The sequence below is a fragment of the Aeromonas sp. 603607 genome (assembly GCF_049171595.1).
Classification (GTDB): domain Bacteria; phylum Pseudomonadota; class Gammaproteobacteria; order Enterobacterales; family Aeromonadaceae; genus Aeromonas; species Aeromonas veronii.
The window spans coordinates 62,182-78,209 of sequence record NZ_JAAKOV010000012.1 but is presented as its reverse complement, the minus strand read 5'-3'; the positions used below and the strand labels follow the sequence as shown (position 1 = coordinate 78,209).

The 16,028-nt window shown below is 45.2% G+C and carries 12 protein-coding genes; all 12 read right to left on the bottom strand.

What is annotated here, in order from left to right; translation table 11 throughout:
• Positions 1-9: 9 nt before the first annotated feature.
• Positions 10-561 carry a dTDP-4-dehydrorhamnose 3,5-epimerase gene (gene rfbC / locus G5315_RS12770; protein WP_323913133.1) on the bottom strand — a complete coding sequence of 184 codons (552 nt, stop codon included), beginning with the start codon at positions 559-561 and terminating at the stop codon, positions 10-12.
• 63 nt (positions 562-624) lie between these two features.
• A complete protein-coding gene (gene rfbA / locus G5315_RS12765; RefSeq protein WP_421333149.1) occupies positions 625-1,503 on the bottom strand; it encodes a glucose-1-phosphate thymidylyltransferase RfbA in 879 nt (292 codons plus the stop codon).
• Between the two features lie 113 nt (positions 1,504-1,616).
• Positions 1,617-2,504, bottom strand: coding sequence for a dTDP-4-dehydrorhamnose reductase (gene rfbD, locus G5315_RS12760; protein ID WP_421333148.1), 888 nt, complete (start codon positions 2,502-2,504; stop codon positions 1,617-1,619).
• Positions 2,504-3,610: a dTDP-glucose 4,6-dehydratase gene (gene rfbB, locus G5315_RS12755; RefSeq protein WP_421333147.1), complete on the bottom strand. Its 1,107-nt coding sequence runs from the start codon at positions 3,608-3,610 to the stop codon at positions 2,504-2,506. Before rfbB ends, rfbD begins: the two co-directional genes overlap by 1 nt.
• Before the next feature lies 1 nt (position 3,611).
• Positions 3,612-4,541 (bottom strand): UTP--glucose-1-phosphate uridylyltransferase GalU, encoded by a 930-nt coding sequence (gene galU, locus G5315_RS12750; protein ID WP_236302829.1) that lies wholly within the window; start codon positions 4,539-4,541, stop codon positions 3,612-3,614.
• Positions 4,542-4,567: 26 nt separating this feature from the next.
• Entirely contained in the window at positions 4,568-5,593 is a 1,026-nt protein-coding gene (locus G5315_RS12745; RefSeq protein WP_421333146.1) for a glycosyltransferase family 1 protein, read from the bottom strand.
• Positions 5,581-7,446 carry a glycosyltransferase family 2 protein gene (locus G5315_RS12740; RefSeq protein WP_421333145.1) on the bottom strand — a complete coding sequence of 622 codons (1,866 nt, stop codon included), beginning with the start codon at positions 7,444-7,446 and terminating at the stop codon, positions 5,581-5,583. The genes G5315_RS12745 and G5315_RS12740 overlap by 13 nt, the downstream gene beginning before the upstream one ends.
• A gap of 243 nt (positions 7,447-7,689) precedes the next feature.
• Positions 7,690-8,592: a glycosyltransferase family 2 protein gene (locus G5315_RS12735; RefSeq protein WP_421333144.1), complete on the bottom strand. Its 903-nt coding sequence runs from the start codon at positions 8,590-8,592 to the stop codon at positions 7,690-7,692.
• Between the two features lie 95 nt (positions 8,593-8,687).
• Positions 8,688-9,854 carry a nucleotide sugar dehydrogenase gene (locus G5315_RS12730; protein ID WP_421333143.1) on the bottom strand — a complete coding sequence of 389 codons (1,167 nt, stop codon included), beginning with the start codon at positions 9,852-9,854 and terminating at the stop codon, positions 8,688-8,690.
• A gap of 27 nt (positions 9,855-9,881) precedes the next feature.
• On the bottom strand, positions 9,882-11,168 hold the full coding sequence (locus G5315_RS12725; RefSeq protein ID WP_421333142.1) for a glycosyltransferase family 61 protein: 1,287 nt from the start codon (positions 11,166-11,168) through the stop codon (positions 9,882-9,884).
• A gap of 15 nt (positions 11,169-11,183) precedes the next feature.
• Positions 11,184-14,504, bottom strand: a complete 3,321-nt coding sequence (locus G5315_RS12720; RefSeq protein WP_421333141.1) for a glycosyltransferase — start codon at positions 14,502-14,504, stop codon at positions 11,184-11,186.
• 21 nt (positions 14,505-14,525) lie between these two features.
• Positions 14,526-16,016, bottom strand: coding sequence for a coiled-coil domain-containing protein (locus G5315_RS12715; RefSeq protein WP_421333140.1), 1,491 nt, complete (start codon positions 16,014-16,016; stop codon positions 14,526-14,528).
• Between the last annotated feature and the right edge of the window lie 12 nt (positions 16,017-16,028).

Sequence of the window (16,028 nt, the reverse complement as noted above, 5' to 3'; positions counted from 1 at the left end):
GAGTGTAATTTAGATAAACAGTTCTGCGGTCTCTAATGACTTGGCAGTACTATCTTTTGCAGAGGTAAGGATGTCCGCGTTTAATTCGGGCCATTTAATACCAATCGAGGCATCATTCCATGCAATACCTCTATCGCTCACTGGTGCATAATAATTCGTTGTTTTATATAAAAACTCGGCCGTTTCTGTCAGTGTGATAAAGCCATGGGCAAACCCTTCCGGGATCCACAACTGTCGCTTGTTTTCACCAGACAAGTGAACCCCAACCCACTGGCCGAAGGTCGGTGAGCTTCTGCGGATATCGACCGCCACATCAAACACTTCACCCGCCACACAGCGCACCAGCTTGCCCTGGGCATGGGGAGGCAATTGATAATGCAAGCCACGCAATACCCCTTTCGACGATTTGGAGTGATTATCCTGCACAAAGTTAACCTGATATCCGACGGCCTCTTCAAACAACTTGTGGTTGAAACTCTCAAAGAAAAAACCACGCTCATCACCAAATACTTTTGGCTCAAAAATAAGCACGTCAGGGATCGCTGTCTTGATTATATTCATCTGTCTATCCACATTTGATTCATTTTTTATGGGGGGAGCATCTTCCCTCCCCCCTATATCACATCAGGCTTTGGCAACCATTCTTAACAAATATTGTCCATAGGCATTCTTTGCCAATGGCACTGCGAGATCTCGAACCTGCTCGGTAGTAATAAATTTCTGGCGATAGGCGATCTCTTCTGGGCACGCAACCTTCAACCCCTGACGGGTCTCGATGGTCTGAATAAAGTTGCTCGCTTCAATCAGGCTTTCATGAGTACCGGTATCCAGCCAGGCATAACCACGGCCCATCATCGCCACCGACAGATTGCCTTGCTCCAGGTAGATACGGTTCACATCGGTAATTTCCAGCTCACCACGGGGCGACGGCTTCAGGCTCTTGGCAATCTCCACCACGCTGTTGTCGTAGAAATAGAGGCCGGTCACCGCATAGTTGCTCTTGGGCTCCAGTGGCTTCTCTTCCAGAGAGATAGCGGTACCCTCTTTATCAAATTCCACCACCCCATAACGCTCAGGGTCATGCACGTGGTAGGCAAAGACGGTAGCGCCACTCTCTTTGGCTGCTGCGGCTTCCAACTGCTTCTGCAGGTCATGGCCGTAGAAGATGTTGTCGCCCAGCACCAGCGCACAGGGGTCTGACCCGATAAACTCTTCACCCAGAATAAAGGCTTGTGCCAACCCGTCCGGGCTTGGTTGAACCTTGTACTGCAAATTCAGGCCCCATTGGCTGCCATCACCCAGCAATTGCTCAAAACGGGGGGTATCTTGCGGCGTGCTGATGATCAGAATATCGCGAATACCCGCCAGCATCAGGGTGCTGAGCGGATAGTAGATCATCGGCTTGTCATAGATGGGCAGCAGCTGCTTGCTCACTGCCATGGTCACCGGATAGAGACGGGTGCCTGAGCCACCGGCCAGAATAATGCCTTTACGTTTGGTCATGATGCTTGTTTCTTATTTTTAAATTGCAAAAGAAAAGGGTGGCTTGCGGCCACACCTTTTACGTTTTATCCCTGCCAGCCAGGGAGGCAGTCACTACATCCCTGGCCAGTGATCTACTTGCCGAGGATCTCGGTCAACATCCGCTCCACACCGACGGTCCACTCCGGCAGCACCAGATCGAAGGTGCGCTGGAATTTGCCAGTATCAAGGCGGGAGTTATGGGGGCGTTTGGCCGGAGTCGGGAAGGCGCTGGTCGGCACCGCATTGAGTTGTGTCACCGCCAGTTCAACGCCAGCCTCTCTGGCTTTGGCAAACACCAGCTGGGCGTAGTCAAACCAGGTGGTGGTACCGGAGGCAATCAGATGGTACAGCCCGGCGACCTCGGGTTTGCGCTGCGCCACGCGGAGAGCATGGGCAGTACAATCGGCCAGCAACTCGGCGCCGGTCGGGGCGCCAAACTGGTCATTGATAACCGACATCTCGCTACGCTCTTTGCCAAAGCGCAGCATGGTCTTGGCAAAGTTGGCGCCGCGGGGGGCATAGACCCAGCTGGTGCGGAAGATCAGGTGACGAGCGCAGAGAGCGGCGCCTTGTTCACCCGCCAGCTTGGTTTCGCCGTAGACGTTAAGCGGTGCCGTTGCATCGGTTTCTACCCAGGGGCGCTCACCGCTGCCATCGAACACATAGTCGGTGGAGTAATGTACCAACCAGGCACCCAATGCTTCCGCTTCTTTGGCGATAGCAGCCACACTGGTGGCATTGAGCAGTTCGGCAAACTCCCGCTCGCTCTCTGCTTTGTCGACTGCGGTATGGGCCGCGGCGTTGACAATCACGTCCGGCTTGACCAGACGTACCGTTTCGGCTACCCCTGCCGGGTTGCTGAAATCACCGCAATAGTCGGTCGAGTCAAAATCAACGGCAGTGATACGGCCCAGCGGGGCCAGTGCACGCTGCAGCTCCCAGCCTACCTGGCCGTTTTTGCCAAACAGCAGAATATGCATCAGGCACGCTCCCCATCATTCTGTTCAATCGCGGAATAGTGCTGCTCAATCCAGGATTGGTAGGCACCGCTCTTGACGTTGCTGACCCACTGCTGGTTATCCAGATACCACTGTACAGTTTTGCGAATGCCAGACTCGAAAGTTTCTTGCGGTTGCCAAGCAAGCTCGGCACTCATCTTGGTCGCATCGATGGCATAGCGGCGATCGTGGCCGGGGCGATCCGCCACATAGGTGATTTGCTCACGATAAGAGCCCGCCTTCGGCACCATCTCGTCCAACAGATCGCAGATGGTGTGTACCACCTCCAGATTCTGCTTCTCGTTATGACCGCCGATATTGTAGGTCTCCCCCACCAAGCCCGTGGTCGCCACCTTGTAGAGCGCGCGCGCGTGGTCTTCCACATAGAGCCAGTCACGGATCTGGTCGCCCTTGCCATAGACCGGCAGCGGTTTGCCATCCAGCGCGTTAAGAATGACCAGCGGGATCAGCTTCTCGGGGAAGTGGTACGGGCCGTAGTTGTTGGAGCAGTTGGTGACCATGGTCGGCAGGCCGTAAGTACGGCGCCAGGCGCGCACCAGATGGTCGCTGGAAGCCTTGGAGGCAGAATAGGGGCTGCTGGGGGCGTAAGGAGTAGTTTCGGTAAAGAGCGGCAATGGCTCATTGGCAGCCACTTCATCCGGATGGGGCAGGTCACCATATACCTCGTCAGTGGAGATATGGTGGAAGCGGAAGGCCGCCTTGCGTACCTCGTCCAGACCGTTCCAGTAAGCGCGAGCCGCTTCCAGCAACATATAGGTGCCAACGATATTGGTCTCGATAAAGTCAGCCGGCCCTGTGATGGAGCGGTCAACATGGCTCTCGGCGGCCAGATGCATCACGGCATCCGGCTGGTGCAAGGCAAACACCCGATCCAGCTCGGCACGATTGCAGATATCCACCTGCTCAAATGCATAACGCTCGCTTGACGATACATCGGCCAGGGATTCCAGATTGCCGGCATAGGTAAGTTTATCGAGATTGATGACTGCATCCTGAGTATCACGGATGATATGGCGCACCACAGCAGAGCCGATAAAGCCGGCACCGCCGGTCACGAGGATTTTCATATTACACATTAACCTTTTTTGTTTTTTTTGAAGTTAGGGAATTGATATAGTCAGTCACTGACTGACCAATTTCATTGTGCCTCACGGCATATGATATATTAGCCTTCATATAACCAGTTTTATTACCACAGTCGTGGGACAGCCCTGTCATATGAAATGCATCAACTATCTCTTGCTCAATCAACATGGCAATCGCATCGGTCAACTGGATCTCATTACCAGCTCCGGGAAGCGTCTTTTTGAGCAAAGGCCAGATATTATTGCTCAACACATAACGGCCAACGACGGCCAGGTTGCTGGGGGCTTCATCAATATCCGGTTTTTCAACCAAGCCGGTAATGGGTGCGGATTGACCAGGCTGCAACTTGACCTGATTGCAATCGGCTATCCCATATTTATCGGTATCGGTCAGTGGCACTGGCTCAACCATTACCTGGCTTTGTCCAGTCAACTTGTAACGCACCAACATGGCAGCCAAATTTTCGGTGTGTTGATCGGCTGTATATTCGTCCAGAATCACATCAGGCAAAACAACGGCGAACGGTTCATCACCAATCACCGGATAGGCACACAAAATGGCATGGCCCAACCCTTTGGCTTCTCCTTGACGTACATGCATGATGGTCACATCTTTCGGACAAATATTCTGTATCTCGTCAAGCAGCTTTCGTTTAACGCGAGACTCGAGAGTCGCCTCCAGTTCAAAAGAAGTATCGAAATGGTTTTCGATAGCATTTTTTGAGGAGTGGGTCACCAGAACAATCTCTTTTATTCCGGCAGCCACACACTCGTTTACCACATATTGGATAAGCGGCTTATCCACGATCGGTAACATCTCTTTCGGAATAGCCTTGGTGGCAGGTAACATACGGGTACCCAGTCCGGCTACAGGTATGACAGCCTTTCGTACCAAAAAATTTTCATTAGGCATGTAATATCTCGTGCAAATTATATTTATCAATTCACTAAGGAATAGGCATAACTTCTTGCATTATTAGCGAGTTCAGCTCGTTTCTTCTCTTTACTAATCAGTAATGTTATTGCATCAACCCAACGCTGGGGATCATTTTCCAATAGAATACCGTTGATGTTTTGTTCGATAAAATCGTTATAGGGAGCACGATTACTATATACACCCACGGCGCCCATTCTCACAAAGTCATAAAATTTTACGGGGCCTCGCGCCAAATTAAAATCAGAGTCAAGTAGTGGCGCCAATCCAATATCCAACTGATGGGTCTTGGTATACGCAAGATAATTTTGCCAACTCATTGGATGTAACACTGAAACTCTTGGCAAGTCCCGATAATATTTATATATATCATGCTCACCAAAAATTTCAAAGCTGGCATTGGGGCAGGCTCCCAATACCCCCTCGACGATTTGCCGCAACCAATACTTCTCTTCCCGATGAGAGCTTGAACCATGATAAGCTATTTTTACTGGTCGGAGTGTTTCAAGAAGAGATCGTGATGGTTTAGCAGAAACAATTTCCGGGTTAAGGTGCACATACTTTTTAGCCAAATAGGCAGTTGAAACCCAGACATCATCGCAATACTGCGTGATCCATCGATGTTGAGCCGCCGAGCGCCTTATTATCTTGCTGCGATACTCTTTCGGTAACGTAGATAGAGCCGTCGGGTCAAAAAGGTCGTCATCCATGAAATAAACTATTCGGGAGCATCTGTCGATATATCTTTCTATATGCTGTTGCCATTTAGGAGAGATAAATCTAATGATGACCAGAGAAGTCCCAGCAGGAATTGGTATATCAGGTGGTGCTAACGTATCAATAAAATGACATATTGTATCAGGGAATCGACTGGAAATAGCCGATTCAAAATAGGCCAATGTAGGGGATCTCCCCTCATGCAATATAAACAATCGCTCACTGTCAATTTCAGAGTTCTGCTGGCTGCCATAACTCTGTTTATTGAGTTTAAGATAAGGCTTGAATAGTTTCCTGCGAATTAATTCATCCATGGCAACACCATATTAGGAGCTCTGCTTAGAGAGAAATCAGGACGTTCATAACTCAGGTTGGGGTTGTAGGCAGGATCGTGATTAAGCACATGTGCCCATCGTCTTTTCATATAGCGCAACTCAGATTTGGCTCTTCTCTGCTGTTGTGTTGATACATCTTTACCGCGGGAAATAGACTCATGATGATACAGTTCAGCAAAGGGCGTCCAGATTACTCGCCAACCGGCCTCTCGCACTCTGAGGCAATAATCGACGTCATTAAACGCTATCGGCAAATGCGTTTCATCAAGTCCACCGAGCGCCAGATATAAATCTTTATGAGTCAATAAACAGGCAGCAGTCACAGCTGACAACTCTTGAGCACTGACAGCCCGCCGCTGGTATCCGGGATCGTTTGCGGACAAACCATTATGAAGGTGATCTGCACAACCACCAGGCCCAACAGCATCGCCGGCATGCTGGATCAAACCATTTCCGTAATAGAGCTTTGCACCGACGACGCCCACTCCAGGGCGCAATAAATGGGAAACCATTTCATCCAGCCAGTCAGCGCTGATCACCTCGGTATCGTTATTCAGCAAGCAGACCAGATCACCACGTGCTTTGCTTACCGCCAGGTTATTGATGGCTGAATAGTTAAACGGATGATCATAAGAAATCACTCGGACACCATAAACCTGTTCGATATGGGCAAGGTAAGCAAGGGTCTCCTCGTCGTCGCTCTGATTATCCATCACCATGACATCCATATTGGTGTAATGGGTTTTGTTGATCAGGCTTTCAATACAGGGGCGTAAATGAGCGAGACCATTTCGGGTGGGGATAATCACAGAGACCAATGGCAATTGCGTTGGCAATGGCCAGAACCAACGACATACACCATGAGGTGCAGCCCCAATGCTCACACCTGATGGCAATAAATCCTCTCTATCTTTCAGCGGATCACAATCATTCGAAAGCAACGCACTTGCGGGCAGATGCATCATCAATGACGGAATATGGGCAATCTGGTTTGGCTCACACTGCTGTGCCAACTGTAGCCACCACTGATGACATGCCGCCGCATCAAAGGGGATTTGGCTTGCGCCTTGTTCACGCCACAAGCCACACCAGCCAATATAGTTTTGGCTCTGCAGCAGTGTTTCATTCCAGTCAGGTTTAAAGTTGGGAGAGTGACGTTTGCCTCTCTCGTCAAGCAGGTCGTGGTCCCCGTATAGCCATAAACAATCCGGATCCTGGCGTAACTGATATGCCACCCAGAATAGGGCGCTGGGGGACACCAGGGCACCCGCAGGCAACACCCACTGCCACTCGCCGCCAGGCTGACTGGGGATATCTGAGGATGCGCCATGCTCCTGCAGCCTGATGTGACTTGCCGGATAACAGAGTGCCTGGATGCTATCCAGAGTCTGCTGGCGGCTCTGCTCACTCTTTTCGCCAACAAGATGAAAACAGACACGTGGCAATGAGTCCCAACGTGCCAACAGGCGTTCAATCAGCTTGTACTCGGCGGGTTCCAGGGTGTCGAAGTTTGCTAGCCACTCTTCATAGCTATCGAGTGGCTTGTCGTCACGTACTCTACCGACAAGTTGGTAAGCCTGCTGTAGATCCGTGAGCCACAAATGCCATGAGAGACCCAATCTCTTGCGTTTGGTGTTCGTCAGGCGTCGATAAAAGGGCAAGACCCGGCGCAATCGACGCCAGAGACTCTCAATGGGAGAGACACAACGAAGCTCGCTAATCTCTACATGGCAATCCGCGCCCTTGCTGCTGGCAAGTAAAGAGAGATGGCTGGCTCCTGTGGGCAGATAGACCAGCTCCTGCAAGGTGCCACGACGTGTGACTGGCAACACTTGTTCGTGCCATCTCCCCTGCCCGCACTGCCAGCACAGACGAGTCTCCCCTCGTGGTTGGCTAGCCACGATTGTCCCCCGGATCAGGAGCCAGCCAGAGTGGCACGAAAAAGCGTCAGGCAATGCCAGAGGTTGCCAATGACCATCGTTATACATATATGAATTTACAACCTGAGGGCACATTGAAATAGTCCGCCACATCAGTGACAGACCATGAAGAATAGAATTAATAAGTAACAGCAGTTATTTAATCAGCTTTTTAATACTGCTCGCTAACCAGGAGTGATTGGACACCTCTCTTTCTGCAGGCAGGGCGGCTAATTGTTCACTCAGTGTCATCATCTCGGCCTTCACTTGGGGGGCCAGAGCAGCGGCCAGCAGACATTGCTCGTCATTGCGATCATGCGCCTGAAAATAAGCCTTATGTTTGACTCGATTAGCCGTTGCCGCACTACCACGCAAATGCTTCCCAAGCAGGAACTCTTCCAATGATTTAACTGCGTAATGGTTGACTCTTATGCCATTCCAGATGACCTGAGCACTCACACCATTACCGTGTTTGGCATGTAATGCCATATCACTACCATTGGCATCGATATAACGCCCATAACGCAAATTGGCAAAATGAGGGTTGAAAAAACTGTCAACCCGGGAGGGGCGCACAATACTCTTGAAGTTGTGGTTCACATTGAAACCAAGGGGGGCACGCTGCGTGAAGCGTTCAATCACCAGCCCCTCACCTGCAAAGGTCTCACCATTGGAGCCAAAATTAGACCAATTCAATCCAACGGCACTGACACTATTATCTGCAAACCATTGTGTGACCACCGGACGCAAATCATTTGACTCCAATGGCAACAAAAACTCGTCAGCATCGATAAATGCCAACAGATCTACATCACGCGGGCAAGTGCGCAAAATTTTATCGTATGCAGGTAACTGCGGTTTCTGCAGCCCCACAGTTGGATGGTCAAATATAGTAACCACCCCTAATTTGGCCAGAGAGCCGAGCAGTTCACGCGAACCGTCGTTACTCCCATTATCTGCAATAATAAATCCACTGACACCGAGTGCCCGGTGAAAAGCGATCCATTCGAGCAATCCATCTATTTCATTTTTGACAATTGCAGCAATAAATAATTTCAAGGCGGGTTCTCAATCAGGATGAAAAACTGCAGGATTATACATCATGATGCGGGGGCTGGGAAAACAGACCCCAGCCCCATACGCTATTGCAGATATCAGTCGGAACCGAATAGATCCCTGGTGTAAACCTTGTCCGCCATATCGCTCAATTCAGCGGCCATCCGGTTGCACAAAATCACATCACTCACAGCCTTGAACTCGTTCAAATCGCGAATAACACGAGAGTGGAAGAAATGCTCCTCCCTGATGGTCGGTTCAAAGACCACCACCTCGATGCCTTTCGCCTTGATCCGCTTCATGATCCCCTGAATGGCGGAGGAGCGGAAGTTGTCCGAGCCCGCCTTCATCACCAGACGATAAATCCCCACTACCTTGGGGTTGCGGCGAATAATGCTGTCGGCGATAAAGTCTTTGCGGGTGGTATTGGCATCGACGATGGCCCGGATCAGGTTGTTGGGCACCTTGTTATAGTTGGCCAACAACTGCTTGGTATCTTTGGGCAGGCAATAACCACCGTAACCGAAGGAGGGGTTGTTGTAGTGGTTGCCGATACGGGGATCCAGGCCAATCCCTTCGATAATCTGGCGACTGTCGAGACCGTGAGACTGGGCATAGGTATCCAGCTCGTTGAAATAGGCCACCCGCATCGCCAGATAGGTGTTGGCAAACAACTTGATCGCTTCCGCCTCAGTGCTGCCCGTCAGCAATACCGGAATATCCTGCTTGATGGCCCCCTCTTGCAACAGGTCGGCAAAACGTTGGGCCCGTTCGCTGCACTCCCCCACCACGATACGGGAAGGGTGCAGGTTGTCATACAGCGCCTTGCCTTCGCGCAGGAACTCTGGTGAGAAGATCAGATTCTCGGTACCGAGCTCTTCGCGCATCCGCTCGGTAAAGCCCACCGGAATGGTGGACTTGATCACCATCACCGCATTGGGGTTGATGCTCATCACATCGCGGATCACCGCCTCGACCGTGCTGGTATTGAAGTAGTTGGTCTCGGGATCATAATCGGTGGGAGTGGCGATAATCACAAACTCGGCCGCCTCATACGCTTCGTATTTATCAAGTGTCGCTTTAAGATTTAGCGGCCTGGTTGCCAGATACTCTTCCAGCTCCTTATCCACGATGGGAGATTGACGGCGATTAAGCAGTTCGACTTTTTCTGGCACCACATCCAGTGCAATGACCTGATGGTGTTGGGCCAGCAATACCGCGTTGGAAAGACCGACGTAACCAGTACCGGAAATTGTTATTTTCATATTAATCCTATAAGGAAATTGTATAAACTAGGAGGATATCTCAGATATAAACTCTTTTAGATGATTATCAACCATCAACTCCCATGAAGATTCTCTTCGCGCCTTTTTACTACTACCATTAGTAACCTGATCACCGCCTGAGATAAAAAATGCGTTCCTATGACCAATAGCGCTCAATATAAAATCATCAAAAAGAAGGAAATCATTAGGATGGATAACTATTGTTGACGAACCTCGCTTTTGAAAAGCGGCTAAATATAGTCCACTGCCTGTAGTTCCTATCAAAATCTTGGACGACGCAGCTAACTGAACCTGCTCAGCGACACTTAAGCTTTCAGGAATAATTATTTCATAACCTTCCGAAGATAGTAGCGATTCAATGCAACTCTCATTTGACAACCTCCTTGCCAATTGGTTACGCCTAGATAAATAAACTTTTCTTGTTGGTTTTACATCTAATCGATTACAGTAAAAATCTCTAATTGTGTCAAATACGCATTGAAATTCTGAACTAGCTGATATATGGGTTCGATAGGACTCTAAAGGCATAATTAGATTTTTTACTAGCATGCCTTTCTTCATAAAAATGAGATTACGTTCATTTATTCCGAAAGCATTTAAAAGTTCCCATCCCCAAGTGGGAATATGATTATCATAACAGATAAACTTTAATTTTTCTCTCAGTTCATTAGGTAAACGAAGTAAAAACCAAAGCCTTGATATGCCATCAAGTAAAAAATGTCCCCAGTGTGGCAATAAATTACCTAAAAAATAACATAAGCCTTCAACTGTATCCTCATGGAGAGTTTCCACATCTCGCTTAAATATTTCGCCATCTTTTTCGTAAAAATAATCTGACGAAAGAGATAGATGCGAATCTTGGGTTGAGAATGTGGGTTCGATTATACTGCCATCTTTGAGAAACACCCCAGCACCACCACTAAATAAACCGATTCTACGCCCATTTATTTTGGTTGTTGATGGAAGATACTGTGGTTGTTTATAACCTCCTGGAGTTAAAAACATATCCTTTCCGAAATAGCAAATTAAATCCATTGGTTGGTTATATTTTAGGTCTGTCCAGTTTTCTGGTTTAACATTTTCTGCACGCAAGCGCAGTGACGAGGAATTTAGGCTACTTCTTTGATCTTTTTTATTGGGATAAAAGATGGTTGAAATTGGTTGTGTCGGACTATCTATGCAACAAGAAAAATAAAAAAGAGGTGGTGTATTATCACTCTCAAAAGAAGTGAGCTTTGTTATGAAGTCAGCCATCTTCAATCTTAATACATTTTCTCTTTTAATATATTTCATCGTCCCTCCAAATTATTATAAATTGTTTTTTATAACACTAACCAGAGTGTCTGAACTACCAATACAATGCATCCCAATCAAATCCGATTTAGCTTTCTTTAATATTTTATCTCTACTTTCAATACTTATTATCAACTGCCTTAAAGATTCATACCATTGTTCTACTGTATTATCCACTACGATAGCATTCTCATAATTACGGTATATACCACTATCACTTTCAATATTTGACACCACAACAGATAGACTCAATGCTGTATACTCAATAAATTTAAGGTGACTTTTACCTTTACTAAAACCATTATTAATTAGTGGGATAATACCTATATCCCAATGCACTCTTCTTTGTAACCAATCTACAAAATTTGGGTAGTCATCTTTTTTGGGTAATCCAACCCGTTTTCCAAAAAGTGGCTTCGTATTTTGGAAACCACCAATGACCTCAATCTCAACTTTCTCACCAAACTCTTGCTCAATTTTTTTCATTGCATCAGCAATCATCTCAAGGTTAGCAAGATCGGTAGGATTCCCAACATAACCAATTCTGATAGGATCCCCATCTTTCCGTTGATAAATCCCTTTACCGGTGAGTTTTGGTTTACCGATACGCCATAACTCTTCGTCTAGCAAATTAGGAACCAGATACACTTTCGAGTTATATGCAGAAAAAATTTTCATCAATTCAGAGGTAGAAACCATCACAACATCGGCATTACTGGCCAACCAACGGACCTTCTGTACAAGTAACTCAGTATTGTCTTTAAATCCTCTCTGGATTAATCCTTCAACATCAAGCAGGTCATCATCAATTTCATAAATAAACCGGCCTCCAGCAGCGCGCCACTTTACTAACCATGATTCGAGTTCGGCTACAGTTAATGAACCTGCATGACGCTGAATCACAATAGAATGTGCCGAGCCAGGCTCAGGCAACGTATGATCTTTTAGTTCTATCACACGCCAATAACGCTGTACACTTGGGTGAGTATATGGCAATACAACTCGCACATACCCACCTTCTGTTGGCAAATCATCACCACGCCGTTCTGGCATCAACATCAGCACAGGTTTATCTTTTTTGGGATATTTATCTCTATGTTTAGCTAACTCTTTACTAAATAGACATATCTCAGATATTGCAGCTTGATGTACCGAGAAACTAGCTGCCGTCAATAACGCAGCGGATTGCATGCTCCTAATCTTATCAAGATCTAGCAATAACTCATTCATTCTATTAAAGCAAACATCCTCATCGAAAGTATCGACAACAATCGCATTAATATTGTCTCGAGCATACTCGTCTCCCCCACCATGTATTGGCAACATAGCTGTCGCACCACATGCCATCGCTTCGAGTGACGTACGCCCAAACGCCTGATAATCAGAAAGATCAACAAAGATATCACTTTGCGAGAGCAGTGAAGCCACTTCTGGCCTTTTTAATATTCCACGATTTTCAAACTCGAAATCACACTGCAATGATTTAAAACGCTCATCATTACTTTCACATCCAAAAAGATGAAAGATAATTTTATCTTTATGTATCTTCGCTAAACGAGAAAATAACCTCATAGTCCTCTCAGCACCACGCCGCGGAGTCTGTGGCCTTATCATTGCTGATATATGAATGAAGTTATCATCTACTTTTTTAGTTGGTTTATATGTAGAATGATCAATGCTTGGTGAAACCTTAAAAACTTTCACACTGTGCTCTTGCTTTATTTTATCAGCAATCCAATGGGTTTTTGCAAAAACAAGGGAATTAGGAATCAAGGTATATGATTCACGAGCAACATGCCAATTATCACTTTCCTCAGGGAAAAACATTGGTTCATAATCTTGTGCATAATAAGCCGGCAAGATATGTGGATTTACATCAATTATTTTCTTAAGCAAAGACACAGATGTGAATATGGTTGCCACTACTACATCAAATTTTTCACTAATGTGAATCAAATTATCATTTTCAAATCCAATAAAAAGCCCATTCACATCATCAATATCTTGGTAGAGGTCACGCAAGTGTGCAAGATCTACTTTCCTTACAGCAATATTAGCATCCATACCCAATCTGCGCATTTCCGTGACTTCTTGAACCACGGAATGAGCACCACCACTTCCCCCTTTCACCGGCAGGAGAAAGAGAATTTTCATTGACATGATATTTTGTGGTCTTGTCTGGCAGCAGGTATGGCTGTGCTCTAAAGCAGATGTAATGTTCGAGCGAACTCTATCGAGTTGAGTAGTATTTTTTACCTTTTCAACAAGGGATGCAAACTTTTCATGACCATGTTTTTTCTTTAAATTATCAGAGCCTTGCTTAGATAGCTTCGCTCGACGACTATGGCCAAAACTTTTTGATTTAGCATGATATACATATGTATCATCAGCAATTGCAAGCTCATAACCAGCATCAGCAGCACGAATACAAAAATCATTTTCCTCCCCATACCCGATAGGAAAGTTCTCTTCATCCATGATTCCTATTTTGTCAATGACCTCTCTTTTTATCATAAAGCAGAAGCCATTAACAAATGGTAATTTTGGATAACATCTTTCAGATACCTTGGCCACTAAGGCAGCCATTTCATCAGGCTTCAAGTTATTGGGTATGTCGTTGACTGCAAAATTCCTATTTTCATCATATAAATTCGGAACGTTTTGCCAACTGGCGGCATTAGACAAGGGGCCAACAATACCTATTTTATCCGAAGAATTAATACAGCGAACCAGACCACGTAGCCATCCATGAGTAGCTATCGTATCACTATTTTGAGTAATAATATAAGGAGCATCAGACACTCGCAGGCCGGTATTCACTGCCTGAGTGTAACCTCGGTTTACCGAATGTTCATGCAGCTCAAAAATACTATCCCCATGACAATATTTTCTAAGCCAATTCGTAGTCTCTTCATCAGAGCCATCATTAACAACAATGATTCTGACGGCATACCCATCTTGCTTTTCTTTTAAGGAGTGAAGGCAGTTTTTAACATCATCTAATGCATTATATACAGGAACAATAATATCTATTCTGATAGCACAGTCGCGCCCTGCTATAATTGTAGATGCGGGGGAACGCCCTTCTTTTATTCCGTATTTAATATAGTGAACAAGAGGATTAATACCCGCTTTTTTCACATCTGGGTTTTGATTTAAATAGAATTCACTGTTAAATCTTGGACCTGGGTTTCGTCCCATATAAAGGCCATATTTAATGAAATGCACTCGAGATGATAACCCTGTAGCAGCGACATCTGGATACTCACCCAGATACCACTCATCATCAAACAATCCAGATTTATCAATTAATTCTATAGTATTTTTTTCTAACATATCGTGCCCGTTAAATTATGTTTATTTTATTTTTGAAATAATATTTCTATCTTCCCTTACACCATAACGAATATAGTGTTCGAGAGGATTTATACCGCTTTCTTTAACATCTTCGTATAAGTCTAAGTAGCCTTGGCTGGAGAATTTAGTTGACGGATCTCTTCCTTCAAACCCACCAAATAACAGATAATGACGAGCAGGGTCGATATTTGACTCACTAACATCTTGATTTTGGGCCAAATACCATTGCGGATCAAAAAGGTTGGAATTTTTGATCAGATTAATAGTTTCCTCAATTTTTTTTGTTTTTTTATTTTTTTTCAGTTTCGTTGGATGACCTAATGCACGTATTGGTGCAGTTGCCCTCCATGAAAGACTATTTTTAATTGCTATATTTTTTTCATTCGCAGTAGCTAGTTGCTCTTTTAAGTCCATTACTTCTCTGCTTGATGTTTCTAGCATGCTCGTAATAGCAGCGAGCTCTGAGTATCTGTTTTTAATTGATTGCTTACTCGCTTCTACCTCAGTCGACAGAGCTGCACATATATTATTTATTTCCTCATTTTTTTCTCTCTGCAGAGTAATTTCTTTTTTTAGATTCGTTACCTCTTGATTCAGTATATTGATCCGTTCCAAATACTCATCATTTTGGCTGTTATTTATTTTTACATTTTCTTCTAGAATGGCATTTTTTTTATTTAGAGTAGAAAGACACTCGTTGTATTCAACCTGAATCTTCTCATAATTTTTTTGTGCATTAGTAATTTTGCAATCTTTTTCTTTTATTTGTTGCGTAAGTGAAATTACTTCAGCAGACTTTTTCTCTACTATCGATGTAAGTTTTTGACTTTTTTGTTGCTCTGTTATAACTTTCCCGTTAACGTCTTCCAACATAAGTGTTAATTTTGCCAATTCATCGAAGCGTAGAGATAACTTCTTATTAAGCTCTATATTTTCATTATGATACTGACGTGTTAATGACAGAAAGTCTAGCCAATATGTTAAAACTTCTTTAGGCTTTGTTGTGAATTTATTTTTCCTTACTTGCTTAATATTGCTTAGCGTAAAAGATAATTTTTCCAATTGTTCTAAGGTATTCCAGTATTGCTTACCCCAGACACTTATCAGACTAAGATAAAGTATATCACTATCAATATTTTTGTTTTGAGTAGTATTTAAATCATTATCACTCGCTGTTGTTTTTAGTGTCTTGTTTAAGACATCGAATAATGACATGTAACTTTCATTAAATAAAACGACCGTTTTTTTTTCTTTTTTTATCGCATCAATAATGACTTGTTGCTGAACACACCACTCATCAAACGCCTCTAGATTTAGAGCGTTACTATTTTTTTCGTTTCGCCAAGGATATTGATATTGCCAAACAATAATATCATTATGACTATAATTTTTAAGCTTGGATAACCACTCCTCACACGTAATATAATGTATTGTATGATTGTCATAGTTATCTATGTTAGGTGATGTCCCACCAGATATATATATATTCACAATTATCCCTTA

Bases quoted from the DNA above. Each gene is read 5' to 3' on its own strand.
- rfbC (WP_323913133.1), bottom strand. From the start codon at position 561: ATGAATATAATCAAGACAGCGATCCCTGACGTGCTTATTTTTGAGCCA.
- rfbA (WP_421333149.1), bottom strand. From the start codon at position 1,503: ATGACCAAACGTAAAGGCATTATTCTGGCCGGTGGCTCAGGCACCCGT.
- rfbD (WP_421333148.1), bottom strand. From the start codon at position 2,504: ATGCATATTCTGCTGTTTGGCAAAAACGGCCAGGTAGGCTGGGAGCTG.
- rfbB (WP_421333147.1), bottom strand. From the start codon at position 3,610: ATGAAAATCCTCGTGACCGGCGGTGCCGGCTTTATCGGCTCTGCTGTG.
- galU (WP_236302829.1), bottom strand. From the start codon at position 4,541: ATGCCTAATGAAAATTTTTTGGTACGAAAGGCTGTCATACCTGTAGCC.
- G5315_RS12745 (WP_421333146.1), bottom strand. From the start codon at position 5,593: ATGGATGAATTAATTCGCAGGAAACTATTCAAGCCTTATCTTAAACTC.
- G5315_RS12730 (WP_421333143.1), bottom strand. From the start codon at position 9,854: ATGAAAATAACAATTTCCGGTACTGGTTACGTCGGTCTTTCCAACGCG.
- G5315_RS12725 (WP_421333142.1), bottom strand. From the start codon at position 11,168: ATGAAATATATTAAAAGAGAAAATGTATTAAGATTGAAGATGGCTGAC.
- G5315_RS12720 (WP_421333141.1), bottom strand. From the start codon at position 14,504: ATGTTAGAAAAAAATACTATAGAATTAATTGATAAATCTGGATTGTTT.